This is a genomic window from Neisseria sp. KEM232, from assembly GCF_002237445.1.
Classification (GTDB): Bacteria; Pseudomonadota; Gammaproteobacteria; order Burkholderiales; family Neisseriaceae; genus Neisseria.
In genome coordinates this window covers 2342282-2360937 of the sequence record NZ_CP022527.1, presented here as the reverse complement: position 1 = coordinate 2360937, position 18656 = coordinate 2342282, and the positions used below count along the sequence as shown (strand labels likewise).

The following is an 18656-nucleotide window of genomic DNA, read 5'->3' as shown; positions in this document are numbered from 1 at the left end:
ATATAAAGGAAGAAACCATGCTCACACTCTACGGCCAAGCCTTCCCCTCGCGCCTCTTGCTCGGCACGGCCGCCTATCCCAGCCCCGAAATCCTGCGTCAATCCGTCGCGGCCGCCGCACCCGCGATGATTACCGTCGCCCTGCGCCGCGCGCAAAGTGCCGACGGCTCGCACGGGCAGGGTTTTTGGGAACTTTTGCGGCAAACCGGCATTCCCGTGCTGCCCAACACCGCAGGCTGCCAGAGCGTGCGGGAGGCCGTTACCACGGCGCAGATGGCGCGCGAAGTGTTTGAAACCGATTGGGTTAAATTGGAGCTGATCGGCGACGACGACACGCTTCAGCCCGATGTGTTCCAACTGGTCGAAGCGGCGAAAATCCTGATTTCAGACGGCTTCAAAGTGCTGCCCTACTGCACGGAAGACCTGATTGCCTGCCGCCGACTGCTCGATGCGGGCTGCGAAGCGCTGATGCCGTGGGCGGCGCCCATCGGCACGGGCTTGGGCGCGGTGCACGCCTACGCCCTGCGCGTGTTGCGCGAGCGTCTGCCCGACACGCCGCTGATTGTCGATGCGGGGCTGGGGCTGCCCTCGCAGGCGGCGCAGGTGATGGAGTGGGGCTACGACGGCGTGCTGCTCAACACGGCGGTTTCCCGAGCGGGCAGCCCCGCGGACATGGCGCGGGCGTTTGCGCTGGCGGTGGAAGCAGGCCGCACCGCGTTCGAGTCCGACCCCGTGCCGCCGCGCGAACAGGCGCAGGCGAGTACGCCGACGGTGGGGCAGCCGTTTTGGCATTCTGCGGAATATTAGAAGAGGCCGTCTGAACAAAAAGGCCGTCTGAAAGCGGGAAAACCCGTTTTCAGACGGCCTTTTATGACGGTAAAACAGACGGATGCCGCCGTTTTCCCGTTTCATTGGAACTTTACTTCTTTCAGACGGCCTTCTGCGTGTGGTTGCCGATAATCTGCAAGAGCTGCGCCAGCACTTTCGGATTGCCGGCAACGATGTTGCCGCTTTCGAGCCAGTTTTGTTCGCCCTCGGTATCGGTGACGATGGCGCCCGCTTCTTTGGCGATCAGCGCGCCGGCGGCGATGTCCCACGGTTTGAGGTTGAACTCGAAAAAGGCGTCGAAGCGTCCGGCGGCCAGCGAGCACAAATCCAGCGAGGCCGCGCCTTCGCGGCGCGCGCCTGCGGTTTTGGCCATGATGTCTTTCAGGATGGCGAGGTAAGTGTCGGCGATGCTTTGGTCGACAACGGGAAAGCCCGTGCCGATCAGGCATTGGTTGAGTTCGATGCGGTTGGACACGCGGATGCGGCGGTCGTTGAGCAGCGCGCCTTTGCCGCGCGAGGCCATGTAGAGGTCGTTGCGCTCGGGCGCGTAAACCAGGGCTTCCTGTATCTGGCCTTTGTAGAGCAGCGCCATGGAAACGGCGTATTGCGGATGGCCGTGCAGATAGTTGGTCGTGCCGTCGAGCGGGTCGATGATCCATTCGTATTCGGCTTTGGGGTTGCCGAGGCTGCCGCCTTCTTCGGCGGTGATTTTGTGCTGGGGATAGGCTTCGAGCAGGGTTTCGACGATGATGCTTTCGGCGGTTTTGTCGATGTCGGAAACGAAGTCGTTGAAGGCTTTGCTCTCGGCTTTGACGCGGCCGAGGTCTTTGGAGGCGCGTATCATCATGTCGCCCGCTTTGCGGGCGGCTTTGAAGGCGGTGTTGAGGACGGGGTTCATGGCTTTCCTTCGGTGGAGGGGAAAAGGCCGTCTGAAAACGGCAAATCTAGGGTTGTGAAAGAACGTATCTTTGCGGGCGGCGGCGGTTTTGTGTGAAAATGCGCGCCTTTTTCCGCAGCCGCGAAAAGCGGCGGATTATACGCAATACAGACAGAGCAGGCTACGGCGGTTTGTTTGCCAAACCGGGCGCCTGTTTTTGTTTTCAGACGGCCTCAGGCAGGCAGAAGGCCGTCTGAAACCCATCCCGACCGGACACCAGCCACCATGACTCCCGCCGCCCCCGCCTATCTCGACAACATCAGCGTCGTCCTCACCCGCACCAGCCATCCCGCCAATATCGGCTCGGCCGCCCGCGCCATGAAAACCATGGGGCTGACCCGCCTCGTCCTCGTCGCCCCCAATCTCATGGCCACGCCCATGACCCCCGAGCCGCCCGTTTTCGACCCGCAAAAGCCGCAGGATTTCGTTCTGCCCGAAGAAAGCCGCATCCTCGCCTCCGGCGCTGCCGACGTCCTCGACGCCGCCCGCATCGCCGCCACGCTGGACGAAGCCCTCGCCGACACCGTTGTCAGCTGCGCCCTCACCAGCCGCAAACGCGAGCTCACCGCCCCGCTGCAAACCCCGCGCCAGCTCACCCCCGAAATCCTGCAAAGCGCCCGCGCCGGACAACAAACCGCCCTCGTCTTCGGCAACGAAACCTTCGGCCTGAGCATCGAAGAAGTGCAAAGCTGCAACCGCCTGATGACCATCAGCGGCAACCCCGCCTATTTCTCCCTCAACCTCGCCCAGGCCGTGCAGGTCGTTTCCTACGAAATCTACAGCCAAACCGACGCCGACCTCTCCCACCTCGTCCCGCCCAAACACCCCGCATCGCACGCGCAGGTTGCGGGCATGAGCGCCCACATGGCCGAATTGATGGACGGCATCGGCTTCTTCAACCGCCGCAACGGCGAACGCATTATCCGCCGCCTGCACAACCTCTTTGCCCGCGCCCATCCCGAAACCGAAGACATCGACCTTTTGCGCGGCTTCTTCAACACCGTCAGAAAACGCCTCGACGGAAAATAAACCCATCCGGATAAGGCAAAAGGCCGTCTGAAAAACCTGTAGGCTGTTCAGACGGCCTTTTGCCTGCGTTATAATCCGCGCCTTTCCAACATTGAGGACAGCCGCCGTGAACACCATCACCGCCGAAAAGAAAATGAACGTCGAGAGCTTCAACCTCGACCACACCAAAGTCAAAGCCCCCTATGTGCGCCTCGCCTGCATCACCGACGGCGACCACGGCGACATCATCTACAAATACGACCTGCGCGTCTGCCAGCCCAACCAAGACCACATGGACATGCCCTCCCTGCATTCCCTCGAACACCTGATGGCCGAACTCTCGCGCAACCATTCCGACAAGATTGTGGACATCAGCCCGATGGGCTGCCAAACCGGCTTTTACATCACCCTGCTCAACCTGCCCGAATACCGCGACGCCCTCGACTTAATCGAAAAAACCCTGCACGACGTCACCGCCGCCACAGAAGTGCCCGCCTGCAACGTCGTCCAATGCGGCTGGGCGGCCAGCCACAGCCTCGAAGGCGCGCAGAAAATCGCCCGCTACCTGCTCGACAAACGCGGAGAATGGGAAGAGGTGTTCGCATGACACAAATGCGCACCATCGCCGTTATCGGCGCGATGCCGCCCGAAATCGAGCTGCTCAAAGGCCGTCTGAACGGCCGCGAAAGCCACCGCTTCGGCGCGTTTGAAATCCACACGGGCGAGATGCACGGCAAACGCATCGTCCTCACCCTCAGCGGCATCGGCAAAGCCAACGCCGCCGCCGCCGCCGCCGCCGCCGTCCTCAAATTCGCCCCCGACTGCGTCATCAACACCGGCAGCGCGGGCGGCCTCGGCAGCGGCCTGAAAGTCGGCGACGTCGTGATCGGCAGCGAAACCGTCCACCACGACGTCGACGCCACCGCCTTCGGCTACGCCCCCGGCCAAGTGCCGCAGCTTCCCCCGACCTTCGCCGCCGACGCCGCCCTGATCTCCGCCGCCGAAAAAGCCGCCGAAGCCTTCCCGCACGCCGCCGTCACACGCGGCCTGATTGCCAGCGGCGACCAATTCGTCCACAGTGCCGAAGCCGCCGCCGCCATCCGTGCCGACTTCCCCGCCGTGCAGGCCGTGGAAATGGAAGCCGCCGCCATCGCCCAAACCTGTGCACAACTCGGCGTCCCCTTCGTCGTTATCCGCGCCCTGTCCGACTCTGCCGACGAAAAAGCCGACGTCAGCTTCGAGCAGTTTTTAGAAACCGCCGCCGTCCACTCGGCGGAAATGGTCGGCCGCATGATCGCCGCCCTGTAAACCACAGGCCGTCTGAAAGCCTGCCTCACTTTCAGACGGCCTCCCGTAGGGTGTGTCGCTAAGCGACGCACGCGCCCCATGCGGATTACGCTCCCGAGGCCGTCTGAAATCCAAAACCGTTCCTTTCAGACGGCCTCAGAAACCCCGTAGGCTGTGTCGCCCCGCGACGCACGCGTCCCATTCGGATTACGCCCCCGAGGCCGTCTGAAAAACGGAAAGCGTGTTCAGACGGCCTCAATCCCCAAAAAAGGAAGCCCCATGCAGCCCGCTATCGACCACGTCCAAGCCGCCGCCTTCGATCTCGACGGCACGCTCTGCGACTCCATCCCCGACCTCGCCGCCGCCGCCAACGCCATGCGCCAAGCCCTCGGCCTGAGTCCGCTGCCGCAGGCAACCATCGAAAGCTACGTCGGCGACGGCATCGCCTCCCTCGTCCACCGCGCCCTCACCGCCGACTTCCACGGCCGGGCCGAGCCCGCGCAATGGGAAGAAGGCTTCACCCTCTTCGTGCGCCACTACGCCGGGCATATCGCCGACGCCACCCGCCCCTACCCCGACGTCGAAGCCGGTCTCGGCCTGCTCAAATCCCTCGGCATCCCGCTGGCCGTTGTCACCAACAAAAGCGAAATGCTGGCCGTGAAGCTGCTGCGCGAACTCGGTCTGGCCGACTATTTCAGCCTCATCCTCGGCGGCGACAGCCTGCCCGAAAAAAAACCCTCGCCCGCGCCGCTGCTGCACGCCGCGCAAGTGTTGGGCGTCGACCATGCCAACATGATTATGGTCGGCGACTCGCGCAACGACATCCTCGCCGCCAAAGCCGCCGGCTGCACCGCCGTCGGCGTCACCTACGGCTACGGCGACATGACCCTGCTCTCGCAAAACCCCGCCACCCGCCCCGACTGGCTGATCCGCTCCCTGCCCGAAATCTACGAACACCTGCGGCCGCAGAAAACGCAAGACCCCGAAAACACCTGAGGCCGTCTGCCGGACGTCATTCCCGCGCAGGCGGGAATCCTGGCAGATATTCGACAATTTTTGAAAAACAATCAGATACCGAGTCCGAAATAAGATTCCCGCCTGCGCGGGAATGACGGCATTAGAGATTTTCCGACGCAAATCCCTGGCCCAAACCGCCCTCCCCCGAGGCCGTCTGAAACCGATGAAACCGCAAAAATCCCTGCGCGCCCGCGCCCTCGACATCCTCGCCCGCAGCGAAACCGGCCGCGCCGCCCTCAAACGCAAACTCGCCCCGTATGCCCAAAGCGAAGAAGAGTTGGAGGCCGTCTTAAACGAAATGGCCGAACGCGGCTGGCAGTCGGACGAGCGTTACGCCGAAGCCTACATCCACAGCAAAAGCCAAAAACACGGCAGCCTGCGCCTGCGCCGCGACCTCGAACAGCAGGGCATAGACCGCGACACCGTCCGCGCCCTCCTGCCCGACGCGGAACAGGAACTCGCCGCCGCCGTGGCCGCCGTGCAGAAAAAATTCAAAGCCCCGCCGCAGGACTACGCGGAAAAACAAAAGCAGATGCGCTTTCTCGCCTACCGCGGCTTCGACGGCGACACCGTCCGCCTCGCCCTGCGCCAAGCCTGGGCGGATTGGCGCGACGAATGGGACGGCGAATGACGGCAGGCCGTCTGAAAGCAAAGCGCCGACGAAATGAAAACGCGCAACCGTGCTTTCGGAAACGTTGTTTTCACGAAAGCGCAAACGGCCTATCCGCCGCGTGCCGGTAAGGGTACAACCCGAAAACACATTAAAGACACGGCGGCGCACGGCAAAGGCCGTCTGAAACCGAAAACAAGGCAAACCCCATGGCACACTACGCAATCGGCGACATCCAGGGCTGTTTCGACGAACTGGCCGCCCTCCTCGCCAAAATAGATTTCAACCACGGCCGCGACACCCTCTGGCTCACCGGCGACATCGTCAACCGCGGCCCCAAATCCCTCGAAGCCCTCAAATTCTGCATGAAGCACGAAAGCAGCGTGCAAATCGTGCTCGGCAACCACGACCTCCACCTGCTCGCCGTCCTCTACGGCCAAAGCCGCAGCAAACGCAGCGACACCCTCGATGCCATTATCCGCCACAAACACGCCGCCAAAATGCGCGACTGGCTGCGCAGCCGCCCCCTGCTGCTGCAAACCGACACCCACCTCATGACCCACGCCGGCCTGCTGCCGCAATGGACGATACCCCAAGCCGCCGCCTACGCCGCCGAAGTGGAACGCCACCTCGGCGGCGCACACCCCGCCGCCTTCTTCGCCGCCATGTACGGCAACCGTCCCGCCGTCTGGCACGACAGCCTCGAAGGCAGCGACCGCCTGCGCTTCATCACCAACGCCTTCACCCGCATGCGCGCCCTCAACGCCGACGGCAGCCTCGACTTCGACTTCAAAAGCACCCTCGCCGACCTCCCCCCCAACCTCTGCGCCTGGTTCGACGCCCCCCACCGTCCCCGCCCCGAAAAAACCGTCGTCTTCGGCCACTGGTCGGCACTCGGCCTCATCGACGACCCCGAAAAAAACGTCCTCGCCCTCGACACCGGCGCCCTCTGGGGCGGCTGCCTCACCGCCGCCAACCTCGCCGACCACAGCATCACGCAGGAAGCCGCACACGGCCGCCTGAGCCTGTAAGCCCGCCGCCGGATGCGGCAAGAGGCCGTCTGAAAGTACAGAGACGCTTTCAGACGGCTTGATTACCGTTTCAGACGGCCTTTTCCGTCTGCAAAGTCAAAACAGCTTTCAGAAACGTCATTCCCGCGAAGGCGGGAGCGGCCTCCCTCATTCGGAACACGGTAACAGAACAGCAGGCAAAACACGGGGTCGCCATGCAAAGGCCGTCTGAAAGCGTTTCCATGCTTTCAGACGGCCTTTTTCGTCTGCACAGCCTATTTTCACTCCGTTGCGGCCGATCTTTTAGACGGCCTCATCCGTCCCGCCCTCCCAAGCCCGCAGCAGCGCGGCCAAACCGCGCTCCAATATCAGGCGCGTTTCGCCGTCGAGCTTGTCGAGCAGGCGTTTTTCGTTGGCAACGTGCGGATACACAGCCTTCTCAACCAGGGTTTTGCCGCTGTCGGTGAGGCGCACCAGCATACTGCGCGCGTCCTGCGGGTTGGGCAGACGCTCGATCCAGCCTTCGGCTTCAAGCTTTTTCAGCCGCGTGCTCATCGTGCCCGACGTAACCATCAGCGAGGAATAAAGCTCCGTAGGCGTGAGCGTGTAGGGCGCACCGCTGCGGCGCAGGGCGGCAAGTACGTCAAACAGCCCGCCGCCCAAGCCGTGCGCGGCAAACACTTTGTCCAATTCGCTCTCGGCCAGCGCGGCGCAGCGTTTCAGACGGCCTATCAGTATCATGTTTTCCGCTTCCAAATCGGGCAACTCTCTGCGCCATTGGGCGGCGATTTCATCCACCGCATCTTTGGTCTTAGCCACATTCTGCTCCTGAAAACCTGTCAAACAGGCCGCCATTTTATCTTGACACAAAGACAAACGGCACTATAATTTATCTCGTATTCAAGATAACTCACAGGAGCATACCGATGTTTGTCGAAAAATCCGCCGTTTTAAATGCCTTTCTCTTCCGTCATGCCTGCAAAAAATACGACACTACCAAGAAAATCAGTGCGGAGGATTTTGACTTTATCCTCGAAGCCGCCCGCCTGTCGCCCAGCTCGTTCGGCTTGGAACCTTGGCGGTTTTTGGTCATCCAAAACCCCGCCCTGCGCGAAGCCCTACGCGACACCGCATGGGGCGCAGCGGAAAAAATCGCCGATTGCAGCCATTTTGTCGTTTTACTCTCGCGCAAAGAAGCCGCCATGCGCTCAGATTACCGCCGCGAAATGTGGGGCGGCGTGCACGGAATGCCGTCTGAAACCGTTGTCCAACGCGAAGGCTTTTTTAAAAATTTTGCCGAACACGATTTCGCGCTGTACGAAAACCCGCGCGCTTTCGACGACTGGGCGGCGAAGCAGTGCTACATCGCATTGGCCAACATGATGAGCGCCGCCGCGCTGATCGGCATCGATTCCACGCCGATCGAAGGTTTCGATATGCGCCGCACCAACAACCTGCTGGCGGAAAACGGGTTGATAAATCCCGACGAGTTTCAAGCCGCTGTGATGGCCGCTTTCGGCTACCGTGCCGCCGAACCGCGCGAAAAAACCCGCCGCGCGGCCGAAGATGTGGTGCGGTGGATAGAATAAGGGAGTTCGCAACAGAATCAGGCCGTCTGAAAGGCAGGTTTCCGTTTTGCTCCACTTTCAGACGGCCTTGTCCGCCGTATTGTGCCGACATTCAAATACACAACATCAGAGAAACCGCCATGCATGCCTTCCGTACCCGCGATCTGTTAGTTACCGCACTTGCCCCGTTGATTTGGGGCAGCACTTATCTGGTGACCACCGAATTTCTACCTGCCGGCATTCCGTTTACCGCCGCGTTTGTCCGCGTACTGCCGGCCGGATTGCTGCTGATTGCCTTGTCGCGCCGTGCACCGGCACGGGGCGAATGGGCAAAAACCGTGCTGCTGGGTGTACTCAATATCGGCCTGTTTCAGGCCATGTTGTTTGTGGCCGCCTACCGTCTGCCCGGCGGACTGGCAGCCACGCTCAGCGCGACACAGACGCTGATGGTGCTGTTCCTGACTTGGCTCATCGGCAAAACCATGCCGCCCAAAGCTGCTTGGGCTTGGGCGGCAGCAGGCGTGGCGGGCATCGCGCTGATGGTGCTTTCTCCACAGGCCGCCTTTGACGGCTTGGGTATCGCGGCAGCACTGACCGGAGCGGCATCGATGTCCTTGGGCGTGTACCTGTCAAAACACTGGCGCATCAAACTGCCCGCGCTGGCATTTACCGGCTGGCAGCTTTTGTTCGGCGGTCTGTTTATCCTGCCGTTTACACTCGCGCTGGAAACAGCGCCCGCCACGCTGACGGCAAAAAATATCGGTGGCTTCGTCTATCTGAGTCTTTTTGGTGCAGTATTTGCCTACGCGCTGTTTTTCCGTGGCATTACCAAATTACCGCCCGCAGTGGCTTCATCGCTGGGACTGCTCAGCCCGGTATGTGCCTTCATACTGGGCTGGCTGTTTCTCAGCCAAGGCATAGATATGAAATCCCTCTTCGGTTTTCTACTGTCCCTACTCTCGATTTTCGGCATCCAAAGATCCCTGCGCGCAGGCTGAGCGGTCCGTTCTGCATTTTTAAGGCGACATTCTCCCGCGCAGTGCCGGAGGGCTTCCACCCAAGGCAAAGCCGCCGGCAGTGAAGCTCCCGGCGGCTGCGGATACGGGTTTTCCCGTCTACTTTTTGGCGGCAGGTGCGGCGGGTTTGGCTGCTTTGGCATTGGGTGCGGAACCGACGGTAGCCTCATCCTTGAGCTTGCCGAAGATACCCTCGCCGATGCCTTTGACCTTTTTCAAATCCTCAACCGATTTGAAATCACCGTTTTCCTTACGGTAGTCGGCAATGGCCTGGGCTTTGGCCGGTCCGCCAAAATAACTCTCGTCCAACTCAATTGAGCCGTCAAAAACCGTATCGGCTTCCAGTGAAAGATGATGGCTGATGACTTCGCGAATCTTGCGGTAAAACAGCACTGCCGAATTAGGGTGGATGCCCAATAAATCAGCTGCTGAACGGGCAGTAACTTCGAGTACAAAAAACTGAAGCAGTTTCTTTTGAATACTCTTTTTTAGTTTACAACGGGTTATCTTCATTTTTTCAGTCTGACATGACTGCTTATCTAGTACAGCCACAAAGAATATGTGACACGAAGAGACCGTCTGAATCATGTTTCAGACGGCCTTGGTATAACCGGATTGAAGGTTTGACTAAGAAAAAAGGACTTTCAGAGCAAATCCGAAAGTCCTTTTTGCAAATATTGGCACGCCCACGGGGATTCGAACCCCGGTTGCCGCCGTGAAAGGGCAGTGTCCTAGGCCTCTAGACGATGGGCGCGTTGCGGGAAGGCGCGCACTATACGGAACAAGGCCGCGGCGGTCAAGAGAAAGGCCGTCTGAAAGTTTTATGTATCCGGATGCTTTAACTTCGTTGAAGCTCCGTTTTCAGACGGCCTGATGCTGCCCGCGATGCACCGCGTCAGCCCAGCGTCACCATTTCTATCTGCTGCAGGCTGCGTCCCAAAAAACGTTCGCCTATGGTTTGGAAGCGCAGCGGGATGTCGCTGACGTAGAAACGGTAGTCAGCCGCGCCGCCGCTGCCGTCGTTAAGCAGGTCTTTTTCCTGCAGGGCGCGGGCAACGGCTTCGGCGGTGGTGACGGCGGAGTCGACCAGTTGCAGGTGCGGCGCTTCGCGGTGCAGCAGGGGTTTGAGCAGCGGGTAGTGCGTGCAGCCGAGCACCAGCGTGTCCGCGTCTTCGGCTAGGAGCGGTTTGAGGTATTCGCGGGCGGTGAGGCGGGTGACTTCGTGGTCGAGCCAGCCTTCTTCTACCAGCGGCACAAACAGCGGGCAGGCCTGCGACTGGACGCGTGCTTCGGGGCGGTGGCGGTGGATTTCGCGGGCGTAGGCGTTGCTGTTGACGGTGGTGTTGGTGGCCAGTACGCCGATGTGGTTGTTGCGGGTGACCTGCAGGGCAGCCTGTGCGCCGGCGCTAATCACGTCGAGTACGGGCATATTGCCCGCCATCTGCCGCACTTTGTGGCCGGCCACAGCGGCGATGGTGTTGCAGGCGATAACGAGGGCTTTGACGTCGTGTTCGAGCATGAAGCCGACGATTTGCGCGGTGAAGTTTTCGATGGTGGCGCGGGATTTGACGCCGTAGGGTACGCGGGCGGTGTCGCCGAAATAGACGATGTTTTCCATCGGCAGGCGCTCCATCAGGGCACGCACGTTGGTAAGGCCGCCCACTCCCGAATCGAACACTCCGATGGGGCGCTGTCTGACTGTATCCATAATTGCTTCTGAGGCCGTCTGAAAACGAAAAACGCGCATTCTACACGCTGTGGGGAAGAAACCGAACGGCCGCGGCATTTGACGGCGCAGCGCCGCGGCGGTAGGCTCCCGCGCCTGCAACCGCATCACGTAAGGACACATACAGAATATGAACGGAAAAACCGATTTCCAAGAGCTGATGAAAAACCTCGGCAAACAGGCGAAACAAGAAGCGCAGGCCGCACAGGAGCGGCAGCGCGAAACGGCGCGGCAGGCGCGGGAAGAACCCGATTTCGCCGCCCTGATGGGCGATGTGAAGCCCCTGAAAAGCACGCAGCGCTACGAGCCGCCGCGCGATTTGTCGCCCATCCGCCCGCGCAGCCGCGATGTGCGGGAAGAGGAGGCGGAAAACTATTTTTACGTCGGCGACGGGCAATGGCTGGACGTACCCGCACAATTCAGCAAAAACGGCCGCGGCCAAGCCGATATCAAGCGTTTGCAGAGCGGTTATTACACGATTGTCGCCGATGTCGATCTGCACGGCTACACGCAGGAAGAAGCGCAGCAGGTGTTGAACGAATTTATCGTTTTCGTGCAGCGGCGCGGCGTGTGCGGCGAAATCGTCCACGGCAGCGGGTTAGGTTCGGTAGGTTATCAGCCGAAACTGAAAAACCTCGTGCGCCGCTGGCTGATGATGCACCCCGACGTTCTGGCCTACGCCGAACCGCACCAAAACAACGATGGCGCGGTGCTGATTCTGCTCAAACGGCAGCGCAGGGAAGGGGAGGACGCAAAAAACTTCTGAGCCGTGCCTGCCCTTGCGGGCACGAAACCGCCGTGCTGCCTTTACCGTTTTTAACTTATTTGAGGCCGTCTGAAAACCGTTCTTATCCGCTGCGGGTATTTTTCCGTTTCTGTTGTTTTTGATTTTATCCGAACATTTTTCAGACGGCATTGCCGCTTTTGTTTTTCACAAACGAAAAATCGCCCGCCGGAAAGGCCGGCGGTTTTTTGATTCCGCGCAAAAAAGCCGTTCGGCGATTTGCAAGCACGGGGGATAACTGATAGCATTTCGCGGCTAAAATGTGCCCGCAAAAAGCGCTTCGGAGCAGGATCCGGACGGGGCGCGTCTATCAGCGGAGGGCAGCCGCCTTTTCAGACGGCCTCCTTCCGGCAGAACCAAACGGTGCGGCTTTTGCCGTGTTCCATAACTCTCAACTGAAGGGATAATCTATGTCCAACCAAATCAACGACATCGATCCGATTGAAACGCAGGAATGGCTGGATGCGCTCAGCTCCGTGCTCGAAAACGAAGGCACCGACCGCGCCCACTTCCTGCTGGAAAATCTGGTGAAATACACCCGCCGCCGCGGCATCCATATGCCGTTTGACGCGACCACCGCCTATCTGAACACCATCCCGGTGGGCAAAGAGCAGAAGTCGCCCGGCAACCACGAGCTGGAACACCGCATCCGTTCGATCATCCGCTGGAACGCCGCCGCCATGGTGCTGCGTGCCGGTAAAAAAGATTTGGAACTGGGCGGCCACATTGCTTCCTTCCAATCGGCCGCCACGCTGTACGACGTCGGCTTCAACCACTTCTGGCGCGCCAAAGGCGACGGCGAAGAAGGCGATTTGGTTTTTGCCCAAGGCCACTCCGCTCCCGGCCTTTATGCCCGCGCTTATGTCGAAGGCCGTCTGACCGACGAGCAGCTCGACAATTTCCGTCAGGAAGTCGGCGGCAACGGCCTGCCTTCCTACCCGCACCCGCATCTTCTGCCCGACTTCTGGCAGTTCCCCACCGTATCCATGGGTCTTGGCCCTCTGATGGCGATTTATCAGGCGCGTTTCCTGAAATACCTCGAATCGCGCGGCTTGGCCAAAACCAAAGGTCGCAAAGTTTGGTGTTTCTGCGGCGACGGCGAAATGGACGAACCCGAAAGCCAGGGTGCGATTGCATTGGCCGCCCGCGAAGGCTTGGACAACCTGATTTTCGTCATTAACTGCAACCTGCAACGCCTCGACGGCCCGGTACGCGGCAACGGCAAAATCATTCAGGAATTGGAAGGCAACTTCCGCGGCGCCGGCTGGAACGTGCTGAAAGTCATTTGGGGCAGCCGCTGGGACGCCCTCTTGGCACGCGATACCAGCAACGCTCTGAAAAACCGCATGAACGAATGTCTCGATGGCGACTATCAGACCTATAAATCCAAAGACGGCGCCTACGTCCGCGAGCACTTCTTCAATACGCCCGAACTCAAAGCCATGGTTGCCAACATGTCCGACGAGGAAGTATGGGCACTGAACCGCGGCGGCCACGACCCGCACAAAGTATATGCCGCCTACTACGAAGCGGTGAACAACGCCGGCGGCCGCCCCACCGTCATTCTGGCCAAAACCATCAAAGGCTACGGTATGGGACAGTCCGGCGAAGGCCAGAACATCGCCCACCAAGCCAAAAAAATGGACGTCAAATCGCTCAAACAGTTCCGCGACCGCTTCGGCATTCCGGTAACCGACGAGCAGATTGACAGCGGCGATCTGCCCTACTTCCGCTTCCCCGAAGACAGCGAAGAAATGAAATACCTGCGCGAGCGCCGCAACGCCCTTGGCGGCTACCTGCCCCAGCGCAACCCCAACAACGAAGCCCTGCCGATTCCTGCACTAAGCGATTTCGACGCCCAGCTGCAATCGAGCGGCGACCGCGAATTCTCCACCACCATGGCCTTCGTGCGCGTGCTGGCTACCTTGTTGAAAGACAAACAGATCGGCCGGCGCATCGTCCCCATCGTTCCCGACGAAAGCCGCACCTTCGGCATGGAAGGCATGTTCCGCCAATACGGCATCTGGAACCCCAAAGGCCAGCAGTACACCCCGCAGGACAAAGACCAGCTCATGTTCTATAAAGAGAGCGTAGACGGTCAAATCCTGCAGGAAGGCATCAACGAACCGGGCGCGATGGCCGACTGGATTGCCGCATCCACCAGCTACGCCAACAGCCGCTTCGCCATGATTCCGTTCTACATCTACTATTCCATGTTCGGCTTCCAGCGCGTCGGCGACCTGGCCTGGGCGGCGGGCGACATGCACGCGCGCGGCTTCCTCTTGGGCGGCACCGCAGGCCGTACCACGCTCAACGGCGAAGGCCTGCAACACGAAGACGGCCACAGCCAGATTCAGGCCGACCTGATTCCCAACTGCGTCAGCTACGATCCCACTTTCTCTTACGAAGTGGCCGTTATCGTCCACAGCGGTTTGCAGAGAATGTACGTCGATAACGAAGACGTCTTCTTCTACATCACCCTGATGAACGAAAACTACACCCATCCCGCCCTACCGCAGCGCGAAGGCATTGAAGAGGAAATCCTCAAAGGCATGTACCTGCTCAAAGCCGGCGAAAACGGCGGTAAAAAAGTACAGCTGATGGGTTCGGGCACCATTTTGCAGGAAGTGATTGCCGCAGCCGACCTGCTGAAAAACGACTTCGGCGTCGATGCCGACATCTGGTCGTGCCCGTCCTTCAACCTGCTGCACCGCAACGCCATCGAAGTCGAACGCTACAACCGCCTGCACCCGCTGGAAGAAAACAAACTGCCGTTTGTCACCAGCCAGCTGCAAGGACACGACGGCCCGGTTATCGCCGCCACCGACTACGTGCGCAGCTTCGCCGACCGCATCCGCGCTTACATCCCCAACGACTACCACGTCCTGGGCACCGACGGTTTCGGCCGCTCCGACAGCCGCGCCAACCTGCGCTCCTTCTTCGAGGTAGACCGCTACAACGTAGCCGTTACCGCCCTCAGCGCACTGGCCGACCAAGGCAAAATCGGCAAAGAAACCGTACAGCAGGCGATTGAGAAATACGGCATCAAAACCGACACAGCGCCCAGCTGGAAACGCTAAACGGCTGCTTTCAGACGGCCTCCATACAGTGAGGCCGTCTGAAACACCGCAGCGGAACACGGTTTCGGGATGAAACATCCCGTAGAACAACAGGCCGTCTGAAAGCCTTTTCAGACGGCATCACCAAGAAAAAAGGAACGCTCGATGAGCATCGTAGAAATCAAAGTACCCGATATCGGCGGCCACGAAAACGTGGACATCATCGCCGTCGAAGTCAAAGCAGGCGACACCATCGCCGTGGACGACACCCTGATTACCCTCGAAACCGACAAAGCCACCATGGACGTACCTGCCGATGCCGCAGGCGTGGTGAAAGAAGTGCGCGTCAAAGTGGGCGACAAAATCTCCGAAGGCGGCGTGATTCTGACCGTCGAAACTGGCGCGGTTGCCGCAAACGCAGCCCCTGCGCCCGCCCAAGCTCCTGCGGCGCAAGAGGCACCTGCTGCCGCTCCCGCACCCGCTGCGGGCGGCGCAACCGTCAAAGTCAACGTGCCCGACATCGGCGGCCACAGCGATGTGGACGTGATTGCTGTGGAAATCAAAGTCGGCGACACCGTGGCCGAAGAAGACACACTGATTACATTGGAAACCGACAAAGCAACGATGGACGTACCTTCCACCGCCGCCGGTGTCGTGAAAGCCGTTTACCTGAAAGTGGGCGACAAAGTTTCCGAAGGCACAGCCATCATCGAAGTGGAAACCGCAGGCTCTGCCGCCGCAGCCGCCCCCGTTCAGACGGCCTCCGAAGCACCGAAAGCCGCCGCGCCGGCTCCGGCCGCAGCCCCTGCGCCTGTTTCCGCACCTGCCGCCGCGCCCGCGCCTGTGGCCGCCTTTGGCAATACGCCCGTTGACGAAGCTGCGTTTGCCAAAGCCCACGCAGGCCCCTCTGCCCGCAAACTCGCGCGCGAATTGGGCGTGGATTTGGGTCGCGTCAAAGGTACGGGTCTGAAAGGCCGCATCATGGGCGAAGACATCAAAGCTTTCGTGAAATCCGTGATGCAGGGCGGTGCAGCCGCTGCGCCTGCCGCAGCCTCTTTGGGCGGCGGACTTAACCTGCTGCCGTGGCCGAAAGTGGATTTTGCCAAATTCGGCGAAATCGAAGTCAAAGAACTCTCCCGCATCAAAAAAATCTCCGGTCAAAACCTGTCGCGCAACTGGGTAGTGATTCCGCACGTTACCGTTCACGAAGATGCTGACATGACCGAGCTGGAAAACTTCCGCAAACAGCTCAACAAAGAGTGGGAACGCGAAGGCGTGAAACTCTCGCCGCTGGCCTTTATCATCAAGGCTTCCGTGGCCGCGCTCAAAGCCTTCCCCGAGTTCAATTCCTCGCTCGACGGCGATAATCTGGTGTTGAAAAAATACTTCCACATCGGCTTTGCCGCCGACACGCCCAACGGTTTGGTTGTGCCCGTAATCAAAGACGTGGACAAAAAAGGCTTGAAAGAAATCAGCCAAGAGCTGACCGAATTGAGCAAAAAAGCCCGCGAAGGCAAGCTCAAACCGCAGGAAATGCAGGGCGCGTGCTTCACCATTTCCAGCCTCGGCGGCATCGGCGGCACCGGCTTCACCCCGATTGTGAACGCCCCAGAAGTAGCCATCTTGGGCGTGTGCAAATCGCAGATGAAACCGGTTTGGAACGGCTCCGCATTTGAGCCGCGCCTGATGTGCCCGCTGTCGCTGTCGTTCGACCACCGCGTCATCGACGGCGCGGCCGGCATGCGCTTCACCGTGTTCCTGGCCAACCTGTTGAAAGACTTCCGCCGCATTACCCTGTAAAGCGTTTTCAGACGGCCTTGCCAATACGAAAGGCCGTCTGAAAGCCGAAAACAAGGCTTTGCAGCATGATGCCGTCTGAAACGCGTATGCTGCATCCCGACGGAACGCAACTTGCTCCTGCACCAGCAGAAAGGTTAAATAAACATGAGCTTAATCGAATTAAAAGTCCCCGACATCGGCGGACATGAAAACGTGGACATCATCGCCGTGGAAATCAAAGCCGGCGATAAGGTTGCCATCGACGACACCCTGATTACTTTGGAAACCGACAAAGCCACCATGGACGTACCGGCCGAAGCCGCCGGCGTGGTGAAAGAAGTGAAAGTCAAAGTGGGCGACAAAATCTCCGAAGGCGGCCTGATTGCCGTAATCGAAGCCGAAGGCGCTGCCGCCGAAGCACCCAAAGCCACAGCCGCCCCCGCGCCTGCCGCGCAGCCTGAAGCCCCGAAAGCCGCCGCTCCTGCGCCTCAGGCTGCCGCATTCAGCGGCAATGCCGATGCCGAATACGATGTGGTGGTACTGGGCGGCGGCCCGGGCGGATACTCCGCCGCTTTTGCCGCAGCCGACGAAGGCTTGAAAGTCGCCATCGTCGATCAGTACAAAACCCTCGGCGGCGTGTGCCTGAACGTAGGCTGTATCCCGTCTAAAGCCTTGCTGCACAATGCGGCGGTGATTGACGAAGTGAAACATCTGGCCGCCAACGGCATCAAATACCCCGCGCCGGAAATCGACATCGACATGCTGCGCGGCTACAAAGAAAAAGTGATCGGCAAACTTACCGGCGGTCTGGCGGGCATGGCCAAAGCGCGCAAAGTCGATCTGATTCAGGGTAAAGGCGAATTTGTCGGCGCCAACCATCTGCAAGTTTCCCTGACCGAAGGTAGCCAATACGACGGCGCGCTTACCGAAACCGGCGCCAAGAAAACCATCGCTTTCAAAAACGCCATCATTGCCGTGGGCAGCCGCGTGGTGAACCTGCCGTTTATCCCGCAAGATCCGCGCATCGTCGATAGCACCGGCGCGCTCGAACTGCGCCAAGTGCCGCAAAAAATGCTGATTATCGGCGGCGGCATCATCGGTTTGGAAATGGGCACGGTTTACAGCACGCTGGGCGCACGATTAGACGTAGTGGAAATGATGGACGGCCTGATGCAGGGCGCAGACCGCGACTTGGTTAAAGTGTGGGAAAAAATGAACGCCCACCGCTTCGACAACATCATGACCAACACCAAAACCGTAGCCGTGGAAGCCAAAGCAGACGGCATCTACGTGAGCTTTGAAGGCGAAAAAGCACCCAAAGAGCCGCAACGCTACGACCTCGTACTGGTGGCCGCAGGCCGCGCGCCCAACGGCAAACTCTGCGGCGCGGAAAAAGCCGGCGTGGCCGTTACCGAACGCGGCTTTATCGAAGTCGACAAACAAATGCGTACCAACGTGCCGCACATCTACGCCATCGGCGACGTAGTCGGTCAGCCCATGCTGGCGCACAAAGCCGTACACGAAGGCCACGTTGCCGCCGAAAACTGCGCCGGCCACAAAGCCTACTTCGATGCCCGCGTGATTCCCGGCGTCGCCTACACCGACCCCGAAGTGGCTTGGGTGGGCGTAACCGAAGAAATCGCCAAACGCGACGGCATCAAAATCACCAAATCCGTGTTCCCGTGGGCAGCTTCCGGCCGCGCCATCGCCAACGGCCGCGACGAAGGCTTCACCAAGCTGATTTTCGACGCCGAAACCGGCCTGATTATCGGCGGCGGCATCGTCGGCACACACGCCGGCGATATGATCGGCGAAATCTGTCTGGCCATCGAAATGGGCTGCGATGCCGCCGACATCGGCAAAACCATCCACCCACACCCGACGCTTGGCGAATCCATCGGCATGAGCGCGGAAGTGGCGCTGGGTGTGTGCACCGATTTGCCGCCGCAGAAAAAGAAAAAATAAGCCTTATGGGTTAAACACAGTTTGCCCCGACAGCTTATGAGAAAAGACCGTCTGAAAGCCCGA

The 18656-nt window shown here is 59.9% G+C and carries 17 protein-coding genes, 1 tRNA gene and 1 pseudogene; 13 read left to right on the top strand and 6 right to left on the bottom strand.

The annotated features are described in order from the left end of the window. Nucleotides 1–17 precede the first annotated feature (17 nt). Complete coding sequence (locus CGZ77_RS11770) at nt 18–806, top strand: thiazole synthase (protein WP_036496249.1); 789 nt, start codon at nt 18–20, stop codon at nt 804–806. A 121-nt stretch (nt 807–927) separates the two neighbouring features. Here CGZ77_RS11770 and CGZ77_RS11765 read toward each other — a convergent pair whose 3' ends face one another. After that, a complete protein-coding gene (locus CGZ77_RS11765) occupies nt 928–1725 on the bottom strand; it encodes an inositol monophosphatase family protein (protein ID WP_009426491.1) in 798 nt (265 codons plus the stop codon). 264 nt (nt 1726–1989) lie between these two features. Between CGZ77_RS11765 and CGZ77_RS11760 the strand changes: the two genes are divergently transcribed. The 6 genes from CGZ77_RS11760 (at nt 1990) to CGZ77_RS11735 (ending at nt 6717) form a co-directional block, all read left to right on the top strand. Next, complete coding sequence (locus CGZ77_RS11760; RefSeq protein WP_009426489.1) at nt 1990–2793, top strand: RNA methyltransferase; 804 nt, start codon at nt 1990–1992, stop codon at nt 2791–2793. A gap of 133 nt (nt 2794–2926) precedes the next feature. Next, nucleotides 2927–3379, top strand: a complete 453-nt coding sequence (locus tag CGZ77_RS11755) for an S-ribosylhomocysteine lyase (RefSeq protein WP_009426487.1) — start codon at nt 2927–2929, stop codon at nt 3377–3379. Next, on the top strand, nt 3376–4080 hold the full coding sequence (locus CGZ77_RS11750) for a 5'-methylthioadenosine/adenosylhomocysteine nucleosidase (RefSeq protein ID WP_009426486.1): 705 nt from the start codon (nt 3376–3378) through the stop codon (nt 4078–4080). Before CGZ77_RS11755 ends, CGZ77_RS11750 begins: the two co-directional genes overlap by 4 nt. A gap of 258 nt (nt 4081–4338) precedes the next feature. Then, nucleotides 4339–5055 (top strand): phosphoglycolate phosphatase, encoded by a 717-nt coding sequence (locus CGZ77_RS11745; protein ID WP_009426484.1) that lies wholly within the window; start codon nt 4339–4341, stop codon nt 5053–5055. A gap of 184 nt (nt 5056–5239) precedes the next feature. Next, nucleotides 5240–5707: a recombination regulator RecX gene (gene recX, locus CGZ77_RS11740; protein ID WP_009426483.1), complete on the top strand. Its 468-nt coding sequence runs from the start codon at nt 5240–5242 to the stop codon at nt 5705–5707. A 188-nt stretch (nt 5708–5895) separates the two neighbouring features. After that, the gene (locus CGZ77_RS11735; RefSeq protein ID WP_009426482.1) at nt 5896–6717 is read left to right on the top strand and encodes a symmetrical bis(5'-nucleosyl)-tetraphosphatase; all 822 of its coding nucleotides are present in this window, start codon (nt 5896–5898) and stop codon (nt 6715–6717) included. Nucleotides 6718–6999: 282 nt separating this feature from the next. Here the strand turns inward: CGZ77_RS11735 and CGZ77_RS11730 are convergent, their stop codons facing one another. After that, nucleotides 7000–7551, bottom strand: a complete 552-nt coding sequence (locus CGZ77_RS11730) for a MarR family winged helix-turn-helix transcriptional regulator (RefSeq protein ID WP_009426481.1) — start codon at nt 7549–7551, stop codon at nt 7000–7002. A gap of 71 nt (nt 7552–7622) precedes the next feature. Here CGZ77_RS11730 and CGZ77_RS11725 point away from each other — a divergent pair, with 71 nt between their 5' ends. After that, complete coding sequence (locus CGZ77_RS11725; RefSeq protein ID WP_009426480.1) at nt 7623–8285, top strand: NAD(P)H-dependent oxidoreductase; 663 nt, start codon at nt 7623–7625, stop codon at nt 8283–8285. Nucleotides 8286–8404: 119 nt separating this feature from the next. Beyond that, on the top strand, nt 8405–9262 hold the full coding sequence (locus tag CGZ77_RS11720; RefSeq protein ID WP_094031197.1) for an EamA family transporter: 858 nt from the start codon (nt 8405–8407) through the stop codon (nt 9260–9262). Nucleotides 9263–9379: 117 nt separating this feature from the next. Here CGZ77_RS11720 and CGZ77_RS12810 read toward each other — a convergent pair whose 3' ends face one another. From CGZ77_RS12810 to murI, 4 genes and pseudogenes are all read right to left on the bottom strand, one after another. After that, nucleotides 9380–9547, bottom strand: coding sequence for a ComEA family DNA-binding protein (locus tag CGZ77_RS12810; RefSeq protein ID WP_369830588.1), 168 nt, complete (start codon nt 9545–9547; stop codon nt 9380–9382). Nucleotides 9548–9550: 3 nt separating this feature from the next. Then, a pseudogene (locus CGZ77_RS12805) lies at nt 9551–9793 on the bottom strand (IS1595 family transposase); the annotation flags it as partial. A gap of 165 nt (nt 9794–9958) precedes the next feature. Next, nucleotides 9959–10034, bottom strand: a tRNA-Glu gene (locus tag CGZ77_RS11710). A 141-nt stretch (nt 10035–10175) separates the two neighbouring features. Then, nucleotides 10176–10988 carry a glutamate racemase gene (murI, locus tag CGZ77_RS11705; protein WP_036495486.1) on the bottom strand — a complete coding sequence of 271 codons (813 nt, stop codon included), beginning with the start codon at nt 10986–10988 and terminating at the stop codon, nt 10176–10178. 148 nt (nt 10989–11136) lie between these two features. On the opposite strand from murI, the gene CGZ77_RS11700 reads away from it, so the two are divergent. The 4 genes from CGZ77_RS11700 to lpdA all read left to right on the top strand — a co-directional run bounded on the left by CGZ77_RS11700 (nt 11137) and on the right by lpdA (nt 18593). After that, nucleotides 11137–11772 (top strand): Smr/MutS family protein, encoded by a 636-nt coding sequence (locus CGZ77_RS11700; RefSeq protein ID WP_009425150.1) that lies wholly within the window; start codon nt 11137–11139, stop codon nt 11770–11772. Nucleotides 11773–12200: 428 nt separating this feature from the next. After that, nucleotides 12201–14870 carry a pyruvate dehydrogenase (acetyl-transferring), homodimeric type gene (gene aceE / locus CGZ77_RS11695; RefSeq protein ID WP_009425153.1) on the top strand — a complete coding sequence of 890 codons (2670 nt, stop codon included), beginning with the start codon at nt 12201–12203 and terminating at the stop codon, nt 14868–14870. A gap of 144 nt (nt 14871–15014) precedes the next feature. Continuing rightward, nucleotides 15015–16649: a dihydrolipoyllysine-residue acetyltransferase gene (gene aceF, locus CGZ77_RS11690; protein WP_009425154.1), complete on the top strand. Its 1635-nt coding sequence runs from the start codon at nt 15015–15017 to the stop codon at nt 16647–16649. 144 nt (nt 16650–16793) lie between these two features. Then, the gene (gene lpdA / locus CGZ77_RS11685; RefSeq protein ID WP_009425155.1) at nt 16794–18593 is read left to right on the top strand and encodes a dihydrolipoyl dehydrogenase; all 1800 of its coding nucleotides are present in this window, start codon (nt 16794–16796) and stop codon (nt 18591–18593) included. Nucleotides 18594–18656 lie beyond the last annotated feature (63 nt).